The sequence below is a fragment of the Lactobacillus jensenii DSM 20557 genome (genome assembly GCF_001436455.1).
GTDB classification, from domain to species: domain Bacteria; phylum Bacillota; class Bacilli; order Lactobacillales; family Lactobacillaceae; genus Lactobacillus; species Lactobacillus jensenii.
Genome location: NZ_AYYU01000001.1, coordinates 71,944 through 89,996 on the forward strand (window position 1 = coordinate 71,944; position 18,053 = coordinate 89,996).

Genomic DNA, 18,053 nt, shown 5'->3' on the forward strand with positions numbered 1-18,053 from the left:
TTTTTTGCGTACTGAAAAATAGGTATAATAAACCTTTAGAAAGGATTTTGAAATGGTAAGTACAAAATTTAAAAATTACTTATTTGAAGAATATGGAATTAAGTTTAAAAATGAAACACTTCTTGAGGAAGCTTTTACACATTCTTCATATGTAAATGAACATCCTAAAGAGTCAGTAGGTAATTATGAAAAATTAGAATTTTTAGGAGATGCTGTCCTTGAACTAGCAGTATCTGATTATCTTTACCGGCATTTTCCTAGTTTGAATGAGGGGCAACTAACGCGTTTACGTTCTAATATTGTTCGGACAGAAGGCTTTTCAGGTTTTGCGATTGAATGTGGATTTCCAGCCGAGATAAATTTAGGTCATGGTGAAGAAAAAACAGGTGCTAGAGAGCGAAAGACATTACTAGAAGACGTTTTTGAAGCCTTTAATGGTGCATTATTTTTGGATCAGGGAATGGATGCCGTTCAAAAATTCTTAAAATTAACTGTTTATCCATTGATTGATAGCGGTGAATTTACTGATTCAAGAGATTATAAGACAGATTTGCAAGAACTTTTACAAGTCAATGGTGCAATTAAGATTGAGTATCAAGTTCTTGAAGAATCAAAACTACCTTCTAATTTTAAAGTGGCATTACTTGTTGAAGGAAAGAAAATTTCTGAAGGTAGTGGCCACAATAAAAAGGCTGCTGAACAAGTTGCAGCTAAACTAGCATTAATAAAATATCAAGAGAAATAAGGTGAAAAGGTGCCATTAACTGAACTTACCCTAACAGGGTTTAAATCTTTTGCAGAAAAAACAAAAATCAAATTTGGCGATGGCATCACTGGCATCGTTGGTCCAAACGGTAGTGGGAAGAGTAACATTACTGAAGCAATTCGCTGGGTAATGGGTGAGTCAAGCGCTAAGTCTTTGCGTGGTAGTAACATGAAAGACGTAATTTTTGCGGGTAGCCAGTATAGGACGCCAATGAATCATGCTGAAGTCGAGCTTGTATTTGATAATAAGAATCGTGCTCTTAACTTTGATGCAGATCGTGTAACGGTTGCCCGGAGAATCTTACGTAATGGTGATAGCGAATACTTAATTAATAACCAAACTGTTCGCTTAAAAGATGTTCATGCTTTGTTTATGGACTCTGGAATTTCTCAAGATTCATTAGCAATTATTTCCCAAGGAAAAGTTGATGAAATTTTAAATTCTAGACCAGAAAATCGTCGAGCTATCTTTGAAGAAGCTGCTGGAGTTTTACGTTTTAAAGAGCAAAAGCAAGCAGCAACTAATCAACTAGCCAAAACTACAGATAATTTAATTAGAATTAATGACTTAGTTAATGAACTTGAAGGGCGAGTAGAACCTTTACACAAGCAAAGTAGTCTAGCTAAAGAATATAAATTTCAAAAATCTGGGTTAGATAAAGACTTAAAGACGCTGCTTGCTTTTGAATTACAAGATTTAGAGCTTAAGCGAACTGAATTGGCTAAAAAAGCTGAAAAGAGTCAAATTCTGCTTAATAAGCTTGATGAAGAAGTTAGTCAATCGCAAAATGATTTGGCTCAGAAGAAAAATCAATTAGCCAAAACAACCAAAGAAAAAGAAGCATTACAAGAGAGATTGCTTTCTTTAACTCAGGAGATTTCTAATTTAAATACTGATTTACAAGTTGCAGAACAATCAGATCAATATAATAATGCGACCAAGCATGAATATGAGAATCAGTTAAATGAACTAAAGAAGAATCTTGCGGTTTTAAGCGAAAAAGAAGTTGGTTTGCAAAAGGAAGTAGAGCAAGCTATCTCTCAAGAAACTGCTTTAACTGAAAAGCGTGATAGTTACGCAAAAAGTCTTCATTCTGATCCTGAAACTTTGAGTAAAGAATTAGAAAACTTGCGTAATGATTATATTCAAAGTTTGCAAGACCAAACAAGTAATAATAACGATTTAGTTTATGCAGAAAATGAGTTAAAGCGACTCAGTAATTCTACAATTCCAGAATTAAAGACGGCCGAAGCAGAACTGGAAAAAGCTGAAGCTGAATTAGCTCAGTTAAAAAAGCAAGGTCAAGATGCTAGTGCTAAAAAAAGTAACTTACAAGAACAAGTTCAAACTAAGAATGTTCTAATTAGTGATTTAACTGCCAAACAAAACTTAGCTAATCGCTCTTTACAGGAGATAAGTCAGAAATATCAAGCAGCTAAAGCTCAGAAAGAGGCCTTAGAAAATATTCAAAAACGACATGAAGGATATTATTATGGTGTTAGAAATATTTTAAATCATCTAGATCAATATCAAGGTGTTATTGGGGCAGTGGGTGAATTACTTGATTTCCCAGCTGAGTTAGAAGCTGCTTTAACAACTGCGTTAGGTGGCGGTGTTCAGGATTTAGTTACTGATACTAAGCAATCAGCTAGAAATGCCATTATGCAGCTTAAGCAAAGCCGAATGGGTAGAGCTACATTCCTTCCATTAGATGGCCTGCGCTTTTCTACAATTCCTTCATCAACTGTTACTACTTTGAAGTCAATGCCTGGTTTTATTGGAGTTGCTAGTGAACTAGTTAAAACTAAAGGCCAGGTTGATATATCAGCTGCAGTTAATTATTTGTTAGGCAATGTTATTGTAGCCGACACAATTGATAATGCCATGAAGATTAATGCTCGGGTTTATCGTTATCGAATTGTTACTTTAGATGGGGATGTTATTAGTCCAGGCGGTTCAATGTCAGGTGGGGCAAAGAATCAGAGAAATAATTCCCCACTTCAGACTGCTGGTGAGATTAATAAATTAACTAAAGTGGTTGCTGAGTTGATTGCTGAAGTAAAAACTGCTAAAGAACAAATCCTTTCTTTAGATGAAAAGCTTTCCAAAGAACAAAAACTTTTTGCAAGTTTAAATGATGAATTACAAGTTGCTATTCAAGACTTAAGTGCCTTGGCTGTAAGCTATCAAAATAAAGAAAGTGAAGTTAAGCGCCTTAAAGAGGCTCAACATATCTATCAAAATCGCGCTGACGAGCGAGCAGCTGAAATTAAACATTTAGAAGAAAAAATTGAAGAGAAAAAGCAAGCTCAAACTCAAATCAGTGAGCGTTTAGATAAGCAAAAGCAAGCAATGGCTGAAAAGAAGGCACAAATTGATGATTTTGATAATTTAAATAAAGATGTTCAGGCTAAGCTTGCTGAAATTAATCCTAAATTAGCGGTACTTCACAATCAAAAGACTAATTTAAAGGCTAAGTTAGCTGATTTATCAACTCAAAAGGAAACAAGTGCTTCACAAGTAAAACTTTTAGAAAGCAAGTTAGTTGATTTGACTTCTAATAAAGAATTAACTGCTGAACAAAAAACAAAAAAAGCTCAAAAAATCACTGAATTAACTCATGAAAAGCAAGAACTTGAAGCTAAATTAAAGAAAATCAGTAGTCACTTAGGCCAACTAGATGCTCAAATTAGTCAATTAGATGCTAGCTTTACCCGTAATTATGACTTGAGAAAAGATGCAGCAACTGAGCAGGAGAGCTATTCTGTGGATCTGGCTCAAGTTAAGACGAAGATGAAGCAGCATCTTGATAAATTACGTGATGAATATGCTTTAACTTATGAAATGGCTTTGAATCAAGCTGAAATTGAGAATACACCAGAAAATCAAGCTAAACTTGCTAAAAGTGTTAAGTTACATCAAATGAGTTTAGATGATATTGGACCAGTTAACTTGTCTTCAATCGAAGAATATGAAGAAGTTAAGAGCCGTTATGATTTCTTGACAGGCCAGCAAGATGACTTACTTAAGGCTAAAGAAGATATTGAAAAATCAATGTCTAACCTTGATGAAGAAGTTAAAAAGCGTTTTAGTCAAGCCTTTAAAGAAATTGCTAAAAGCTTTAGTCAAATCTTCCCAGTTGTCTTTGGCGGAGGAAATGCTAAGTTAGTTTTAACCGACAGTGATAACTTATTAGAAACTGGGATTGAAATTATTGCGCAACCACCTGGTAAAAAACTTCAAAAATTAAGTTTACTGTCTGGTGGGGAAAGAGCTTTAACGGCAATTACTTTACTTTTTGCAATTTTACAAGTAAATCCAGTACCATTTTGTATCCTTGATGAAGTTGAGGCTGCTCTTGATGATGCAAATGTAACAAGATTTGCCAAGTTTTTACATCATTATGATATGCATACACAATTTATTGTGATTACCCACCGACGCGGAACGATGGAAAAAGCTGATCAGCTGTATGGTGTAGTTATGCAAGAGTCAGGAGTATCGCAAGTTCTTTCTGTATCATTAAAAGAAATTAAAGATAATGATGAGGTGAGTTAATGGGATTATTTGACAAAATTAAAAAGACATTATTTGGAAATAATGAGGAAAAAGCTAAGCAGGCTCCTTCTAAGCCAGAAGAGGAAAAGGCGGAAGTTGCTGAAGAAACTAATGAAGTAAAACTAGAAGAAAATAAAGTGGCAGAAGTTGAGACTGATGCTAAGTCTGCTGAAGCTGAAAATGAAAGTTCAGCTTCTGAAGAGGTAAAAAACGAACCTGAAGTAAGTTCTAGTAAAGAAGCTCAAACTAGTCTTGAAGAGGTTGCTGAATCAAAGCCAGAATCTGAACCAGTAGATACTGCTGCTAGTCAAGAAGTTGAAGATAGTAGCCCAGAAGAAGAAAAAGGCGAAGAAATAGAACCTGAAACAGAATCTAGCGAAAGTAAGAAGCAAGAACTTTATGACAATGGCTTAAAGAAAACAAATCAAGGCTTTGGTGCTAGGCTTAATGCCTTCTTTGCCCAATTTAGAAGTGTTGATGAAAATTTCTTTGATGAATTAGAAGATTTGCTAATTGAATCTGATGTTGGCTTTGAAACTAGTGAAGAATTAATTGATCAACTAAAAGACGAAGCTAAATTACAAAATGCGAAGAGTCACGATGAACTCAAAAAATTAATTGTTCAAAAACTTGTTGAAATTTATGATCAAAATGGGGATGCAGACGCTGAAAAATTAACTTATAACGAAGGAAAGACTAATGTTTATCTTTTCGTTGGAGTTAATGGCGCTGGTAAAACAACAACCATTGGTAAGTTAGCTCAAAGATTCAAGCAAGAAGGCAAAAAGGTTGTGTTAGTTGCAGCTGATACCTTTAGAGCTGGTGCTGTTGAACAACTTAAAGAATGGGGCAAACGGACTGAAACTGAAGTTGTAACAGGCCCTGTTCAAGCTGATCCAGCAAGTGTAGTTTATGATGGTGTCAAACATGGCTTAGAAGAGGATGCTGATTATGTTTTAGTTGATACTGCTGGCCGGCTTCAAAATAAACAAAACTTGATGAAAGAACTTGAAAAAATTGAGCGGACAATTAAAAAGTTAGTTCCAGATCAACCTTGCGAAACCTTATTAGTATTAGATGGTTCAACTGGACAAAATGCATTACTTCAAGCCAAAGACTTTGACAAGACAACCAAGCTTACTGGACTTGTTTTAACTAAGCTAGATGGCTCATCAAAGGGTGGGGTAATTTTAGCAATCAGAAATGAAATGAAATTACCTGTTAAGTTAGTTGGTCTTGGTGAAAAAGCTGAAGATTTGGCTGATTTTGATGCAGCTAGTTATGCTGTTGGTTTATTTCACGGCATTGTATAAGGAGAAAAAAATGAAAGAATTAAGCGCATGTACAACTATTTTAGTTGGTAAAAAAGCATCAATTGATGGTTCAACTATGATTGCTAGAAATGATGATACCTTTTTACCAATTACTCCACAAAAATTTGTGGTAAAGCCTGCTGTTAAGGGTGAAAAAGGGCGTCATATTAAGTCTTGGCTTAACAAGTTCGAAATGGATTTACCAGATTGGGCTTACAGAACTCAAGCTGTGCCAAATGTAGACTACAAGAACTTGGGTTACTATGAAGAAAGTGGCATTAACGAAAAGAATGTTGCAATGTCATGTACTGAATCAACTTATGGTAACGAAAGAACTTTAGCTTTTGATCCATTGGTAGTTGATGGTCTTGACGAAGATTGTATGCAAAATGTAGTTGCTCCTTACATTGATTCAGCTCGCGATGGTGTTAAGTTATTGGGTGAATTGATTAAGAAGTATGGTTCTGCTGCTGGAAACTCAGTTTTGTTTGGTGACAAGGATGAAGTTTGGTACATGGAAATTGTTACTGGTCACCACTGGGTAGCTCAAAGAATTCCCGATGATTGTTATGCAGTTGCTGCAAACCGAGTTTCAATTGAACAAGTTGACTTTAATGATTCTGATAACTTTATGTGGAGTGAAGGAATCCAAGAATTCGTTGAAAAGCACCACTTGAATGTTGATCGAGAAGGTTTTAACTTCCGTCACATTTTTGGTACTTACAATGAAAAAGATCGTCACTACAACACTAGTCGTGTTTGGTATGCTCAAAGATACTTCAATCCAAGTATTGAACAAGATCCAGAAGATGGTGATTTACCATTTATCCGTAAAGCAGAAAAATTAATTAATCCTGATGATATTACTTTTGTTTTAGGTAGTCACTATCAAGAAACTCCATTTGATCCATATGGCAAGGGTACTGATGAAGAAAAGCATCGCTACCGTCCAATTGGTTTAAACAGAACTCAAAATGCTCACATCTTGCAAATTAGAAATGACTTGCCAGAAGATAAGGCGGCTATTTACTGGTTATGTATTGGTGGCCCAACCTTTACACCATTTATTCCATTCTTTGCCAATATGAATGATACTGAAGAAAGTTTTAAGAATACTAGCTTAACTTTCAATCAAAAAGATGCCTGGTGGTTCTACAAGGCAGTAGCGGCAACTGTTGAAAGTCACTACCCACAATTTGTTCAATTTGATACTGATTATCTAATTGAAATGCGTCGTTACTTTAGAGCAAGAATTGAAGAAGTTGTTGCTAAGGCTGGCGATTTGAAGGGTGAAGAACTAACAGAATTCTTGACTAAAGAAAATCAAGAAACTGTTCGTTATACTCGTGAACAAACTGAAAAGTTATGGGGCAAGATGTTAACTGAAAGTATTAATATGAGTAAGTTAACCTTCAACATGGATAAAAACCTATAATTAATAGAAGGCGTAGACAAGCTTGAAAGCTTGATCTTACGCCTTTTTTGTTTTTGTAAAAATGCTATTAATTGTAATTTTGTTGCGCAAATGTTGCACGTGATAATTCAATTGTAAAAAATTATCTATGAAAAAATAGCTGAATCAAATTATGCCACTTGCTCCCTTTAACTTGATAATCTTTTACAGCTTGGGTAACTTCAACGCAGCCAATATATTTTCCTGCTTCGTTATGTAAGCTATAAAAAGAAATGTTAATTGGCATTTTATTTTTGGTGATATTGATTGAAAGAGACTTTCTTTTGCCATTGTGCATTTGCTTAAGCACGGCTTTAACAGCTTTTTGTGAATGACCAGGATGTATTTCAAAAACAGATTTTCCAATATCTGCTTCGGTCCTTGGAAAAATTCTGTTTGTATTCATTGAAGACCAGACGACGATATCATTTTCGTCTAAAACATCGAATTCTTGGGGAATTTTCCTAAAAATTGCATTTAATTGGTCAAGAGATAAATGGCCACCAATTAGCTTAATATCTTTATCCATATCAGTTTCTTCTTCCATTTATTAACTACTTTTATTTTAGCATTATATTTATTCATGGATTTTCTTTATGATAATCAATTTGAAAGCTTTCTTAGTGAAAGTTTAGTATAATTTAAGTAGGAGATACAAGGCCTTACTAAAGGGGAAGTAGGGAAGATTATGAAAATTAATCAATATCAAATTGGTCATTTAGTCAACATGCTTTTACTTGCTCTTTTGATATTGCGAGTTTCACAAGTCAACTTGACTATAGCAATTTTGTTTGTGCTTTTCTCAATTATCCCTAGCTACTATTTATTAGGTCAAGCAGCTAAAAAGAAAATGTATCTAGTATATCTACAAATGCTTTGGGATATTATCCTATTTTCAGGATTATATTTCTTTATTAAGTAAGTCATTATGAATTAAGCTACACCATGGAGTGTAGCTTTTTGTTTTGGTATACTATAAATTGGTGAAGTAAATGGAACTGATAAAAAACGAAGAGTTGGCTGACTTATATTCATTTTACGGCCAACTATTAACGAAAGGGCAACAGGCCTATTTTGAAGATTATTATTATGATGATTTATCATTAGGTGAAATTGCTGATAATCATGGTGTTTCTCGGCAAGCTGTTTATGATAACTTACGTAGATCAAGTAAAAGCTTGGAAAACTATGAAAAAAAGCTTCACCTTAAGCGTGACTACTTGCAAATGGATCAATTAGCTAGTGTGGCTTTAAAGCAGCTAGCTAGTGATCCTGAAGCAAGCCGCGATAACTTAACTAAGTTAATAAAATTAATTAGAGGAGAATAATTAGATGGCTTTTGAAAATTTAAGTGAACGAATTCAAAAAGCATTAAAAAATTTAACCGGTAAGGGTAAGGTTAGTGAAGCTGACATTAACGCCGCAAGTCGTGAAATTCGCCTTGCCTTACTTGAAGCTGACGTTAATTTTAAAGTTGTCAAAGACTTCATTAAAAAGATTAAGGAAAGAGCTCTAGGCCAAGAAGTTCAAGGTAGTTTAACTCCCGGTCAACAGATTATCAAGATTGTTAATGACGAATTAACTAAGATGATGGGGGAAGAAGCTGCTAAGTTAAATAAGGCTCCCCATATTCCTACAATTATCATGATGGTTGGTTTACAAGGTACTGGTAAAACCACGACCGTTGGTAAATTGGCCAAGTATTTAATGGATACTGAAAAAGCGCGGCCTTTATTAATTGCTGGTGATATTTATCGTCCAGCTGCAATTGATCAGTTAAAGCAAATTGGTGATCAATTATCTGTCCCTGTCTTTAGCGAAGATGAAAAAGATGTTGCTAAGATTGTGGCAGATGGTTTAGCTCAAGCAAAAGAAGCTAAGAATGATTATGTTTTGATCGATACCGCTGGTCGACTTGAAATTGATGAAGCTTTAATGGAAGAATTAGAGCGTGTTAAGGCAGTTGCCAAGCCTGATAATATCGTCTTAGTTGTTGATGCAATGACTGGTCAAGTTGGTGCACAAGTTGCAGAAACTTTTGACAAGCGCCTTGATGTTACTGGGGTTATTTTAACTAAGCTCGATGGTGATACTCGTGGTGGTGCTGCACTTTCAATTAGAGCGGTTACTGGCAAACCAATTCTCTTTACTGGTCAAGGTGAAAAATTATCTGAACTTGAAGGATTTTACCCAGATAGAATGGCATCAAGAATTTTGGGTATGGGGGATGTTTTAACCTTAATTGAAAAGGCCCAAAGAGATTATGATGCTAAAGAAGCTGAAAAAGTTGCCCAAAAGATGCGGGAAAACACCTTTGACTTTAACGATTTCATTGATCAATTAGAGCAAGTTCAAAAGATGGGGCCACTTGATCAAATTATGAAGATGTTACCAGGGATGGCTAATAATCCGCAATTAAAGAATTTTTCTATTGATGAAAAGCAAATTGCACACACAAAGGCCATTGTTTACTCAATGACTGAAGCAGAACGCCAGGATCCTGATTTGCTTAATCCATCAAGAAGACGCAGAATTGCAGCAGGTTCTGGTCGTCCAATTATGGAAGTTAACCGTATGATTAAGCAATTTAAGCAATCAAAAGAAATGATGCAAAAGATTACTAGTGGTAATACCAAGGCTTTGGCAGGACTTCCAGGAATGGATTCACCAATGGCTCAAGCTGCAATGCGCCGTATGGGTAAGCAATTCAAGAAGGGCAAGAAGAAGCGCCTTAAACACATTAAACGATTTAAATCATAAAAAATAAAGCTGTTAAGGAAAAATGCTTTACACCTCGTATTTTGTTTGGTATATTATATATCGTTAATTAATTAGGAGGAATTCAAATTATGGCAGTTAAAATTCGTATGCGTCGTATGGGTTCTAAGAGAAAGCCTTTCTACCGTATCGTAGTTGCTGACTCAAGAGCTCCACGTGATGGTCGTTTTATTGAAGAAGTAGGTTACTACAACCCAGTTTCACAACCTAAGGAATTAAAGCTTGACGAAGAAAAAGTTTTCGCATGGCTTCAAAAGGGTGCACAACCATCAGACACTGTTAGATCACTTCTTTCAGGTGCTGGCTTGATGCAAAAGTTGCACGACGCAAAATACAACAAGTAATTAGATTTACTTAGAAAGTTTGAAGTGAAAGCTTCAAACTTTTTTTATTAGCTAGAATGAGGATTTTTTAATGCAGTTTTATGATGTTGCCCAAGTTTTAACAAGTCATGGACTTAAAGGTGAAGTAAAGGTAAAGGTAATTACTGATTTTCCTGAGCAACGCTTTTGCGAAGGGGTTAAGCTTTTTATAAAAGATGATATGCGTCAATTAACCGTAGAAAGTGGACGACCATTTAAGCAATTTTGGCTGGTTACTTTTAAAGAAATTAAAGATATTAATGAAGCTGAAAGTTTATTTGGTAAAACTTTGGTAATTAGTGAAGAAGACCAAGATCAGTTACCTGAAGGTCATTATTATTATCACCAGATTATTGGTTTATCGGTAGTAGATAATGAAACCGACGAATTGATTGGTAAAGTAACTGATATTGAAGCCCCAGGTGCTAATGATATTTGGCAAGTAACTCCTAAAGTGGGTAAACCATTTTGGCTTCCATATGTTTCAAGTTTTGTAAAGAGTGTTAATTTGGACAAAGGAGAGGTAAGAGTAGAATTGATGGAGGGATTACGCGATGAAGATTAATGTATTGACGCTTTTCCCAGATATGTTTACTCCATTACAGGTCTCTATGCTTGGCCGTGCTCTTGAAGATAAAAAATGGGATTTAAATTTAGTAAATTTCCGTGATTTTACAACTGATGTTCATCACCATGTTGACGATACACCGTATGGTGGTGGCGCTGGGATGGTTTTGCAAATTATGCCAATAAAAAAAGCCCTTGATTCGCTTGAAAAAAAGGGAAAAGTTATTATTACTGCTCCACAAGGGAAAACTTTTAATCAAAAGATGGCTAAACGTTGGGCGGATGAAGAGCAAGATTTGACATTTATTTGTGGACATTATGAAGGCTTTGATCAAAGAGTCTATGAGATGGCTGATGAAGTTGTCTCAATTGGTGATTATGTTTTAACTGGTGGCGAATTACCAACTATGAGTATGATTGATGCAACTGTCCGCCTTTTGCCTGGAGTCTTGGGAAATTCTGCATCTGCAGTTGAAGAGAGCTTTTCTCATGGATTGCTTGAATATCCACAGTATACTCGTCCTGCCGAATTTGAAGGAATGAAAGTACCAGAAGTATTAATGAGTGGAAATCATGGGAAAATTGCTGAATGGCGTTTAAAGGAAGCATTACGAAATACTCTTTTAAGGCGACCAGATTTATTAGAAAATCGAGAATTTACACCAGAAGAAAGCAAATTATTAACTGAAATTAAGTTAGAACTTGAAAATAAAAACTAGACTTGTTAAACTATTCTGAGTGGTGTTTGTATCCACGTAATTAAGTTATGGGTATTCCGCTGGCAAGAGTATTGTTGAAGAATATCGTAGAAGGAGAAGATATATTATGGATCCATTAATTCAAGAATTGACTAAGGAACAACTTCGTGATGATATCCCAGCATTCCGCGCAGGTGACACTGTTCGTGTTCACGTACGTGTTGTTGAAGGTACTCACGAACGTATCCAACTTTTCGAAGGTGTTGTAATTAAGAAGAAGGGCGTTGGCATCAGCGCAACTTACACTGTTCGTAAGATTTCTTCAGGTATCGGCGTTGAACGTACTTTCCCAGTTAACGACCCACGTGTTGCTAAGGTAGAAGTTGTACGTCATGGTCGTGTACGTCGTGCTAAGCTTTACTACTTACGTAACTTACACGGTAAGGCAGCAAGAATTCGTGAAGTTCGTCGTTAATCTCACGTTAAAAAAGGCAGCTCGAAAGAGCTGTCTTTTTTGTTATTGAAAATTTTATTTGTACTTCTTACTATAGTGAATTACCTTTTATTAAAGTAATTGGTAAAACATAATTTGAATCAGAAAGTTCTTCATGATTTATTCTTTTTATTAAAAGATCTACTAATAAGTTGGCAATTTCTTCTATTGGCTGGGCAATTGTTGAAAGATCTGGATTAAGCTGCCGCATAATTGAAGTACCATCATAACCTATGACTTTGATATTTTCACAATCCTTGAAATGATTAAAACGACTATATTGCCAGAATAAGTTAGCTGAAAAATCATCAGTAAAAAAGGCACCGTCGATTTTTTGTTGGCTGAGTAATTTTTGAAATGCCATCTTTTTTAAGTTAGCAGATTCATAGAAATTCATTGGCACTAAAATCTCTTTTAGGCCATATTCGTTAATAGCATCTTGATAGCCTTTAAGACGTAAATCAGTTGGATTGTTAGAACCCTTGATATTACCGAAGAAGGCTATTTTTTTACAGCCAGAATTGATTAAACTCTTAGTAGCAACCCAACCACCTTGATAGTTATCGGAACTGACAACTGGTACATCTGGACCGAGATTACGGTCAAATGAAACAATTGGCAGGCCTGTTTCTTGATATTCAGTAATATCTAAATTATGAGTGCCAGATATAATTCCATCCACTTGATTAGCTTTTAACATATTAAGGTATTCTCGTTCTTTATGGCTGGAATCTTGGACAGCATTACAAAGTATTAGTTTATAATCTTTTCGATTAAGCAATTCTTCAATCCGACTAACTAATTCAGCAAAAAATGGATTAGTTAAACTAGGAACAATTGCACCGATTAGGCGAGTTTTTTTCCCTTGTAGAGAGCGGGCTAGGGAATTTGGTTGGTAGTTTAATTGCTTCATTGCTGAAAAAACTTTTTTTCGAGTTTTTTCGCTAATATAGCCATAATTATTAATAACTCTTGAAACCGTAGTTGGTGATACTTGAGCTAGCTTAGCAACATCAGTTAATTTAACAGACATTAGATATCTGCCATTTCCCAGTATTGGCCTTTAAATTTGATATTTTTGTCTATTAAGAGCTTATTACTTCCTTCTTTAGGGAAGAAACGTGCAGTTAATACGTGCTCACCGCCATTAATGAATATTTCAATTAGTGAGTGATCTACAAAAATATCTAAGTCTAACGCTGAGTTTTCTAATAGTTTAATTGCTCTCTTTGTTCCATATTTTTCATTTACTGTAAAGCCACTATTTTCACGATCAAGAATTAGTTCGCCTTTTGCTGTATCAATGTGTAATTTCAAACTCTCGCCATTTTCTTCGTTTGCAGCAATATGTAAAGTGGTTTTTTGGTTTTCTGCAACTTTGAGCTTAAGTTCATATTGATTTTTAGTTTCTAATTTTCCAGTGAAAGGCACTTCTTCTTGGCGCAAATCTTTGATAGCAGATACAGGTTTTTGAATTAGCTGGCCATCCTTGAGGCTTAATTCCTTTACTTGGCTGTAACATCCTGACCAATTTTCAATATCAGTTGGATAAGTTAAATCAGGTAATCCAACCCAGCTCAAAGCATAAACTTTACCATCAGGAGCATTAAAAGGCTGAGTTGCATAAACATCAAAACCATCATCTAAATTTTTTATAGAATTTTTACTATCAAATTGGGCAGATTTAAAGTCAAACTTATCACCAACTAAAACCATATTTGGATAAATGTTTTCATATTTGACTATTGATTTATCTAGTCCTTGTGGGCAAAAGATTAAAACTGGCTTTTCATCAATAAAAACCAGGTTAGGGCATTCAATCATGTAGCCCATTTCTTCAGTAGTAAAGTCGACATATCCTAGATCATGCCAAGGACCTTTAACATCGTCTGCTTCAAAAAGTGCGATTTTTCCAGTTTTAGTTGCCTTATCTTGGGCACCTAAAATACAGTAATATTTACCACCATGTTCAAGAATTTGCGGATCACGGAAATGATCTGTAGTGTGTTGTGGTTGCTCAATTAATGAAGTTGGCAGTTTTTCAATATTATTACTTTTATCCATAAAAGCGCCCATTTGGTGAGGGTGTCTAATCCATTCAGCGTCTCGGGCATTACCTGTGTACATTAAGAATAACTTGTCATCAATAACTTTTGCTGAACCAGAGTATGCGCCATGACTATCTAAGTCTGTATCTGGGTAGATAGCTGTTCCTAAATCATTCCAATGAACTAAATCCTGTGATACACAGTGATCCCAAGATTTTAAGCCGTGAACGGGCCCAAAAGGATATGACTGATAAAAAACATGCCATTCATTATTAAAGTAAGAAAATCCATTTGGGTCATTCAATAATCCACTTTTTGGTCGTATATGATAATGTAATTGATAAGGTGAGTTACCTGCTTGTGTTTGTAATTTAAGTAAAGTCTTAGCTGACCACTTTTCATAAGGTAAGTAACGTTTCTCAGTTGACCACTCCATAATTATTCTCCTTGTTTATCTAATTTATACCCTTATTTTACATTACTATCCCCAGCAAATGTCAAGCGCTTAGCAATTAATAAATGCTAATTTATCAATAATGTAAACCTTTTCGGAAAGCTTTTACATTTTTCAATGATAAAATTTATGTTAAACGATTGACATAAAAAATAATCTAAAGTATCATAGTATCTGTAAGGGCTTTCAAATATTTATTTTTTAGAAACGAGGACGTGTAAACATGGCAATGGATTACAAGAAGGTTGCTTCTGAAGTTGTTGCTGCGGTTGGTAAAGACAATCTAGTAGCAGCAGCACACTGTGCGACCCGTTTAAGACTAGTTTTAAAAGATTTTGATGCAATTGATCAAGCAGCACTTGATAACAATGCAGACGTTAAAGGTACATTTAAGACTAATGGCCAATATCAAATTATTATTGGACCAGGGGATGTAAACTTTGTTTATGATGAATTAGTAAAATTAACTGGCGTGCAAGAAGCTTCCACTGAAGAATTGAAGAAAATTGCAGATAATGGCAAACCATTTAACCCAGTTATGGCATTTATTAAGTTATTGTCAGACATTTTCGTACCAATTATTCCTGCTTTAGTAGCAGGTGGTTTGTTAATGGCTTTGAATAACTTCTTAACACAACCTGGTTTGTTTGGACCTAAGTCAATTATCCAAATGAACACTGCTGTTAAAGGATTTTCAGATATTATTCAATTAATGTCTGCAGCACCATTTATCTTCTTACCAATTTTAGTTGCTATTTCTGCTTCTAAGAGATTTGGTGCTAACCAATTCCTTGGTGCCGCAATTGGGATGATTATGACATCTCCTGATTTAGGTGCTACTGCAAAGTACTGGAATATCCTTGGTTACCACGTAATGCAAACTAACTACAAGTACCAAGTTGTTCCTGTATTAGTAGCAATTTGGGTATTATCAATTCTTGAAAAGAGATTCCACAAGATCTTACCACAAGCAGTTGACTTTACCTTTACTCCACTTCTTTCTGTAATGATCACTGGATTCTTAACATTTACTGTTATTGGACCTGTTTTCAAAGAAGTATCAGACTTATTAACTCAAGGTATTGTTTGGTTATACAACACTACTAGCTTTATTGGTATGGGTGTCTTTGGTTTGACTTATTCAGCAATTGTTACTACCGGTCTTCACCAAAGCTTCCCAGCAATTGAAACTCAACTTGTAACAGAATTTGCTAAGAATCATGTCGGTTCAGGTGACTTCATTTTCGTTGTAGCATCAATGGCTAACGTAGCTCAAGGTGCTGCTACTCTTGCAATTTACTTCTTAACTAAGAATAAGAAGATGAAAGGTTTGGCTTCATCAGCAAGTGTTTCAGCATTCTTAGGTATTACTGAACCTGCATTATTTGGGGTAAACCTTAAGTACAAATTCCCATTCTTCTGTGCATTAATTGGTTCAGGTGTTGCAGCAATGGTTGCAGGTTTAACTAAGGTTATCGCAGCATCAATGGGTGCAGCAGGTTTCATTGGCTTCTTGTCAATTTACCCAAGTTCAATTCCATTTTACGTAATGTGTGAACTTCTTAGTTTTGCAGTTGCATTTGCATTAACATTTATGTACGGTAAAAAGAACTTAAAAGAAGAAGCAGTTAATATGTCAACAGTTTCTGCAATTCAATCAACTGAAAAGCAAACTGAAGTTGAACAAAATGTTAAAAAGCAACTTTCATTAAGTGATGAGGTTATTGCTAGTCCTGTAAACGGCAAAGAAGTAAGCTTGACTAGTGTTCATGACCAAGTTTTCTCAGCCAAGTTAATGGGTGATGGTGCAGCAGTTATTCCAGCTGATGGTAATATTTACTCACCAGTTGATGGGGAAGTTACTGTTGCTTATGAAACTAAGCATGCTTATGGACTTAAATCAGATGACGGTGCTGAAATTTTAATTCACATTGGTATCGATACAGTTAACTTAAAGGGCGAACACTTTGAAAGCTTTGTAAAACAAGGCCAAAGAGTAAAGAAAGGTGACAAGCTTGGCACAGTTGATTTAGCTGCTGTCAAAGAAGCAGGTTATGATACAACTGTAATGGTTATTGTAACTAACACCAATGATTATGCTTCTGTTGACAGAGTTCAAAACGATGAAGTTAAAGCGGGAGATAATTTAGTCGCTGTTACAGCTCACTAAAAGTTAATAATAAAGTAAAAAAGATGAAATCTAGTATAAAATCTAGGTTTCATCTTTTTTGTTGTTAAGAAAAAGAATGGCAGCTCAAAGCAGCCATTCTTTTATTTTTAATAATCTCTGTTTAATGCGACAACTTTACCACAAATCTTAAAATTAGTATCTGGTAAAAGTTCATCAGGATACATTTCCTTATTGTAAGCCTTTAAGCGCAAACGCTTAGATTTATGGTCACGAACTAATTCTTTTAAGGTAGTGCCGTTATTTTCAGTATAAGCTATTACTAAATCACCTTGTGCAGCAACATTTTGATGACGGACAATTACTAAGTCATCTGGATAGATTCCGCGTTCAATCATACTCATACCATCAACCCGCAACATGTATAATGGATCACGCTTGTCAAAACGTTCAGGACGTTCTACATAATATTCTGCACCACTATCATCTGCTAAGGCTGTATCAGGATCACCTGCAGCAACAGTTCCAAGATATGGAATACCAGGATCGACTCCCAAGGCATTTAAACCTTCTTGAGTAATTTCAAGAGCACGAGGCTTACTTGGATCTTTGTATAAATAGCCAGTTTTTACTAGGCGATTGAGATGGCCATGAACTGTAGAAGTGGAAGATAAATTGACTGCTTCACAAATTTCACGTACAGTTGGTGGAAATCCTCGATCTTCAACTGTGTCATAAATAAATTCAAGAATCTTGAATTGGTTTGAATCTTCTTTTAATGTCATAATTTTGTCTCCGTATCTGTTCTTAACCCTTATTATAGCAGATTCGGTCTGTTTAAGCAAACGCTTGTTCCTGAAAAAAAGCCTTTTTTTATTGCCTATAATAAGGTAAACTTAATATTGTTGTGAGGTGAATAACCTATGGATAAAAAAGAAGAAGAACGTGTTCGTAATCGAATTAACGAACTTTATCATAAAAAGCAAACTGAAGGCTTGACCCCTGAAGAACAGGCGGAGAGAGAAGAGCTACATAAAAAGTTTATTGCTAATTTTAGAGCTGGGTTCAAACAACAAATTGAAAATCTAGTTTTAATTGACAAAAATGGCAAGGAAATCACTTCAGAAAAGGCGAAACGCGCACAACGCCGCAAAGGCTTAAGAAAAGACTAATACGGAGGTAAAAAAGAATGAATTTAGGTTTAGCAATTATTTTAATCATCGCTGCTTTATTAATCGGCCTAGTTGGAGGCTTTTATGGAGCACGTGCATACATGAAAAAGTATTTCCAAGAAAATCCACCAATTAATCAAGATATGATTGTTGCTATGATGTCACAAATGGGACAAAAACCATCTGCTAAGAAGGTTAACCAAGTGATGAACATGATGAAGCATCAACAAAAGAATTAATATTTGTAAAGCTTAATTGATTAT

At 35.3% G+C, this 18,053-nt stretch carries 18 protein-coding genes; 14 read left to right on the forward strand and 4 right to left on the reverse strand.

Annotated features, from left to right (window positions below; genetic code table 11):
- The first annotated feature begins 52 nt into the window (after positions 1-52).
- The 4 genes from rnc to FC45_RS00400 are packed head-to-tail and all read left to right on the forward strand — an operon-like array spanning position 53 to position 7,072.
- Positions 53-745, forward strand: coding sequence for a ribonuclease III (gene rnc, locus FC45_RS00385; protein ID WP_006587912.1), 693 nt, complete (start codon positions 53-55; stop codon positions 743-745).
- 9 nt (positions 746-754) lie between these two features.
- A complete protein-coding gene (gene smc, locus FC45_RS00390) occupies positions 755-4,324 on the forward strand; it encodes a chromosome segregation protein SMC (RefSeq protein ID WP_006587911.1) in 3,570 nt (1,189 codons plus the stop codon).
- On the forward strand, positions 4,324-5,637 hold the full coding sequence (ftsY, locus tag FC45_RS00395) for a signal recognition particle-docking protein FtsY (RefSeq protein ID WP_057706280.1): 1,314 nt from the start codon (positions 4,324-4,326) through the stop codon (positions 5,635-5,637). Before smc ends, ftsY begins: the two co-directional genes overlap by 1 nt.
- Before the next feature lie 10 nt (positions 5,638-5,647).
- Entirely contained in the window at positions 5,648-7,072 is a 1,425-nt protein-coding gene (locus tag FC45_RS00400; RefSeq protein WP_006587909.1) for a C69 family dipeptidase, read from the forward strand.
- A gap of 121 nt (positions 7,073-7,193) precedes the next feature.
- On the opposite strand, the gene FC45_RS00405 is transcribed toward FC45_RS00400, so the two are convergent.
- A complete protein-coding gene (locus FC45_RS00405) occupies positions 7,194-7,637 on the reverse strand; it encodes a PAS domain-containing protein (RefSeq protein WP_006584898.1) in 444 nt (147 codons plus the stop codon).
- A gap of 141 nt (positions 7,638-7,778) precedes the next feature.
- Between FC45_RS00405 and FC45_RS00410 the strand changes: the two genes are divergently transcribed.
- The 7 genes from FC45_RS00410 to rplS all read left to right on the forward strand — a co-directional run bounded on the left by FC45_RS00410 (position 7,779) and on the right by rplS (position 11,970).
- The gene (locus FC45_RS00410) at positions 7,779-8,012 is read left to right on the forward strand and encodes a hypothetical protein (RefSeq protein ID WP_006584897.1); all 234 of its coding nucleotides are present in this window, start codon (positions 7,779-7,781) and stop codon (positions 8,010-8,012) included.
- A 70-nt stretch (positions 8,013-8,082) separates the two neighbouring features.
- Entirely contained in the window at positions 8,083-8,418 is a 336-nt protein-coding gene (ylxM, locus tag FC45_RS00415) for a YlxM family DNA-binding protein (protein ID WP_006584896.1), read from the forward strand.
- 4 nt (positions 8,419-8,422) lie between these two features.
- Entirely contained in the window at positions 8,423-9,850 is a 1,428-nt protein-coding gene (gene ffh, locus FC45_RS00420) for a signal recognition particle protein (protein WP_006584895.1), read from the forward strand.
- An 89-nt stretch (positions 9,851-9,939) separates the two neighbouring features.
- Entirely contained in the window at positions 9,940-10,212 is a 273-nt protein-coding gene (gene rpsP, locus FC45_RS00425) for a 30S ribosomal protein S16 (RefSeq protein WP_006584894.1), read from the forward strand.
- A 70-nt stretch (positions 10,213-10,282) separates the two neighbouring features.
- On the forward strand, positions 10,283-10,795 hold the full coding sequence (gene rimM / locus FC45_RS00430; protein WP_006584893.1) for a ribosome maturation factor RimM: 513 nt from the start codon (positions 10,283-10,285) through the stop codon (positions 10,793-10,795).
- A complete protein-coding gene (gene trmD / locus FC45_RS00435) occupies positions 10,785-11,516 on the forward strand; it encodes a tRNA (guanosine(37)-N1)-methyltransferase TrmD (RefSeq protein ID WP_006587908.1) in 732 nt (243 codons plus the stop codon). The genes rimM and trmD overlap by 11 nt, the downstream gene beginning before the upstream one ends.
- Before the next feature lie 106 nt (positions 11,517-11,622).
- Positions 11,623-11,970 (forward strand): 50S ribosomal protein L19, encoded by a 348-nt coding sequence (gene rplS / locus FC45_RS00440; RefSeq protein WP_006584892.1) that lies wholly within the window; start codon positions 11,623-11,625, stop codon positions 11,968-11,970.
- A 70-nt stretch (positions 11,971-12,040) separates the two neighbouring features.
- On the opposite strand, the gene FC45_RS00445 is transcribed toward rplS, so the two are convergent.
- Both FC45_RS00445 and FC45_RS00450 read right to left on the reverse strand, forming a co-directional pair.
- Positions 12,041-13,021, reverse strand: coding sequence for a LacI family DNA-binding transcriptional regulator (locus FC45_RS00445; protein WP_006587907.1), 981 nt, complete (start codon positions 13,019-13,021; stop codon positions 12,041-12,043).
- Entirely contained in the window at positions 13,021-14,472 is a 1,452-nt protein-coding gene (locus tag FC45_RS00450) for a sucrose-6-phosphate hydrolase (protein ID WP_006587906.1), read from the reverse strand. The genes FC45_RS00445 and FC45_RS00450 overlap by 1 nt, the downstream gene beginning before the upstream one ends.
- Positions 14,473-14,719: 247 nt before the next feature.
- Here FC45_RS00450 and FC45_RS00455 point away from each other — a divergent pair, with 247 nt between their 5' ends.
- A complete protein-coding gene (locus FC45_RS00455) occupies positions 14,720-16,660 on the forward strand; it encodes a sucrose-specific PTS transporter subunit IIBC (protein WP_006584891.1) in 1,941 nt (646 codons plus the stop codon).
- Between the two features lie 107 nt (positions 16,661-16,767).
- Here FC45_RS00455 and lexA read toward each other — a convergent pair whose 3' ends face one another.
- Positions 16,768-17,403 carry a transcriptional repressor LexA gene (gene lexA / locus FC45_RS00460; protein WP_006584890.1) on the reverse strand — a complete coding sequence of 212 codons (636 nt, stop codon included), beginning with the start codon at positions 17,401-17,403 and terminating at the stop codon, positions 16,768-16,770.
- Positions 17,404-17,541: 138 nt separating this feature from the next.
- On the opposite strand from lexA, the gene FC45_RS00465 reads away from it, so the two are divergent.
- Together FC45_RS00465 and FC45_RS00470 are read left to right on the forward strand one after the other, a co-directional pair.
- A complete protein-coding gene (locus FC45_RS00465) occupies positions 17,542-17,790 on the forward strand; it encodes a DUF896 domain-containing protein (protein WP_006584889.1) in 249 nt (82 codons plus the stop codon).
- 17 nt (positions 17,791-17,807) lie between these two features.
- Entirely contained in the window at positions 17,808-18,029 is a 222-nt protein-coding gene (locus FC45_RS00470) for a YneF family protein (protein ID WP_006584888.1), read from the forward strand.
- Positions 18,030-18,053 lie beyond the last annotated feature (24 nt).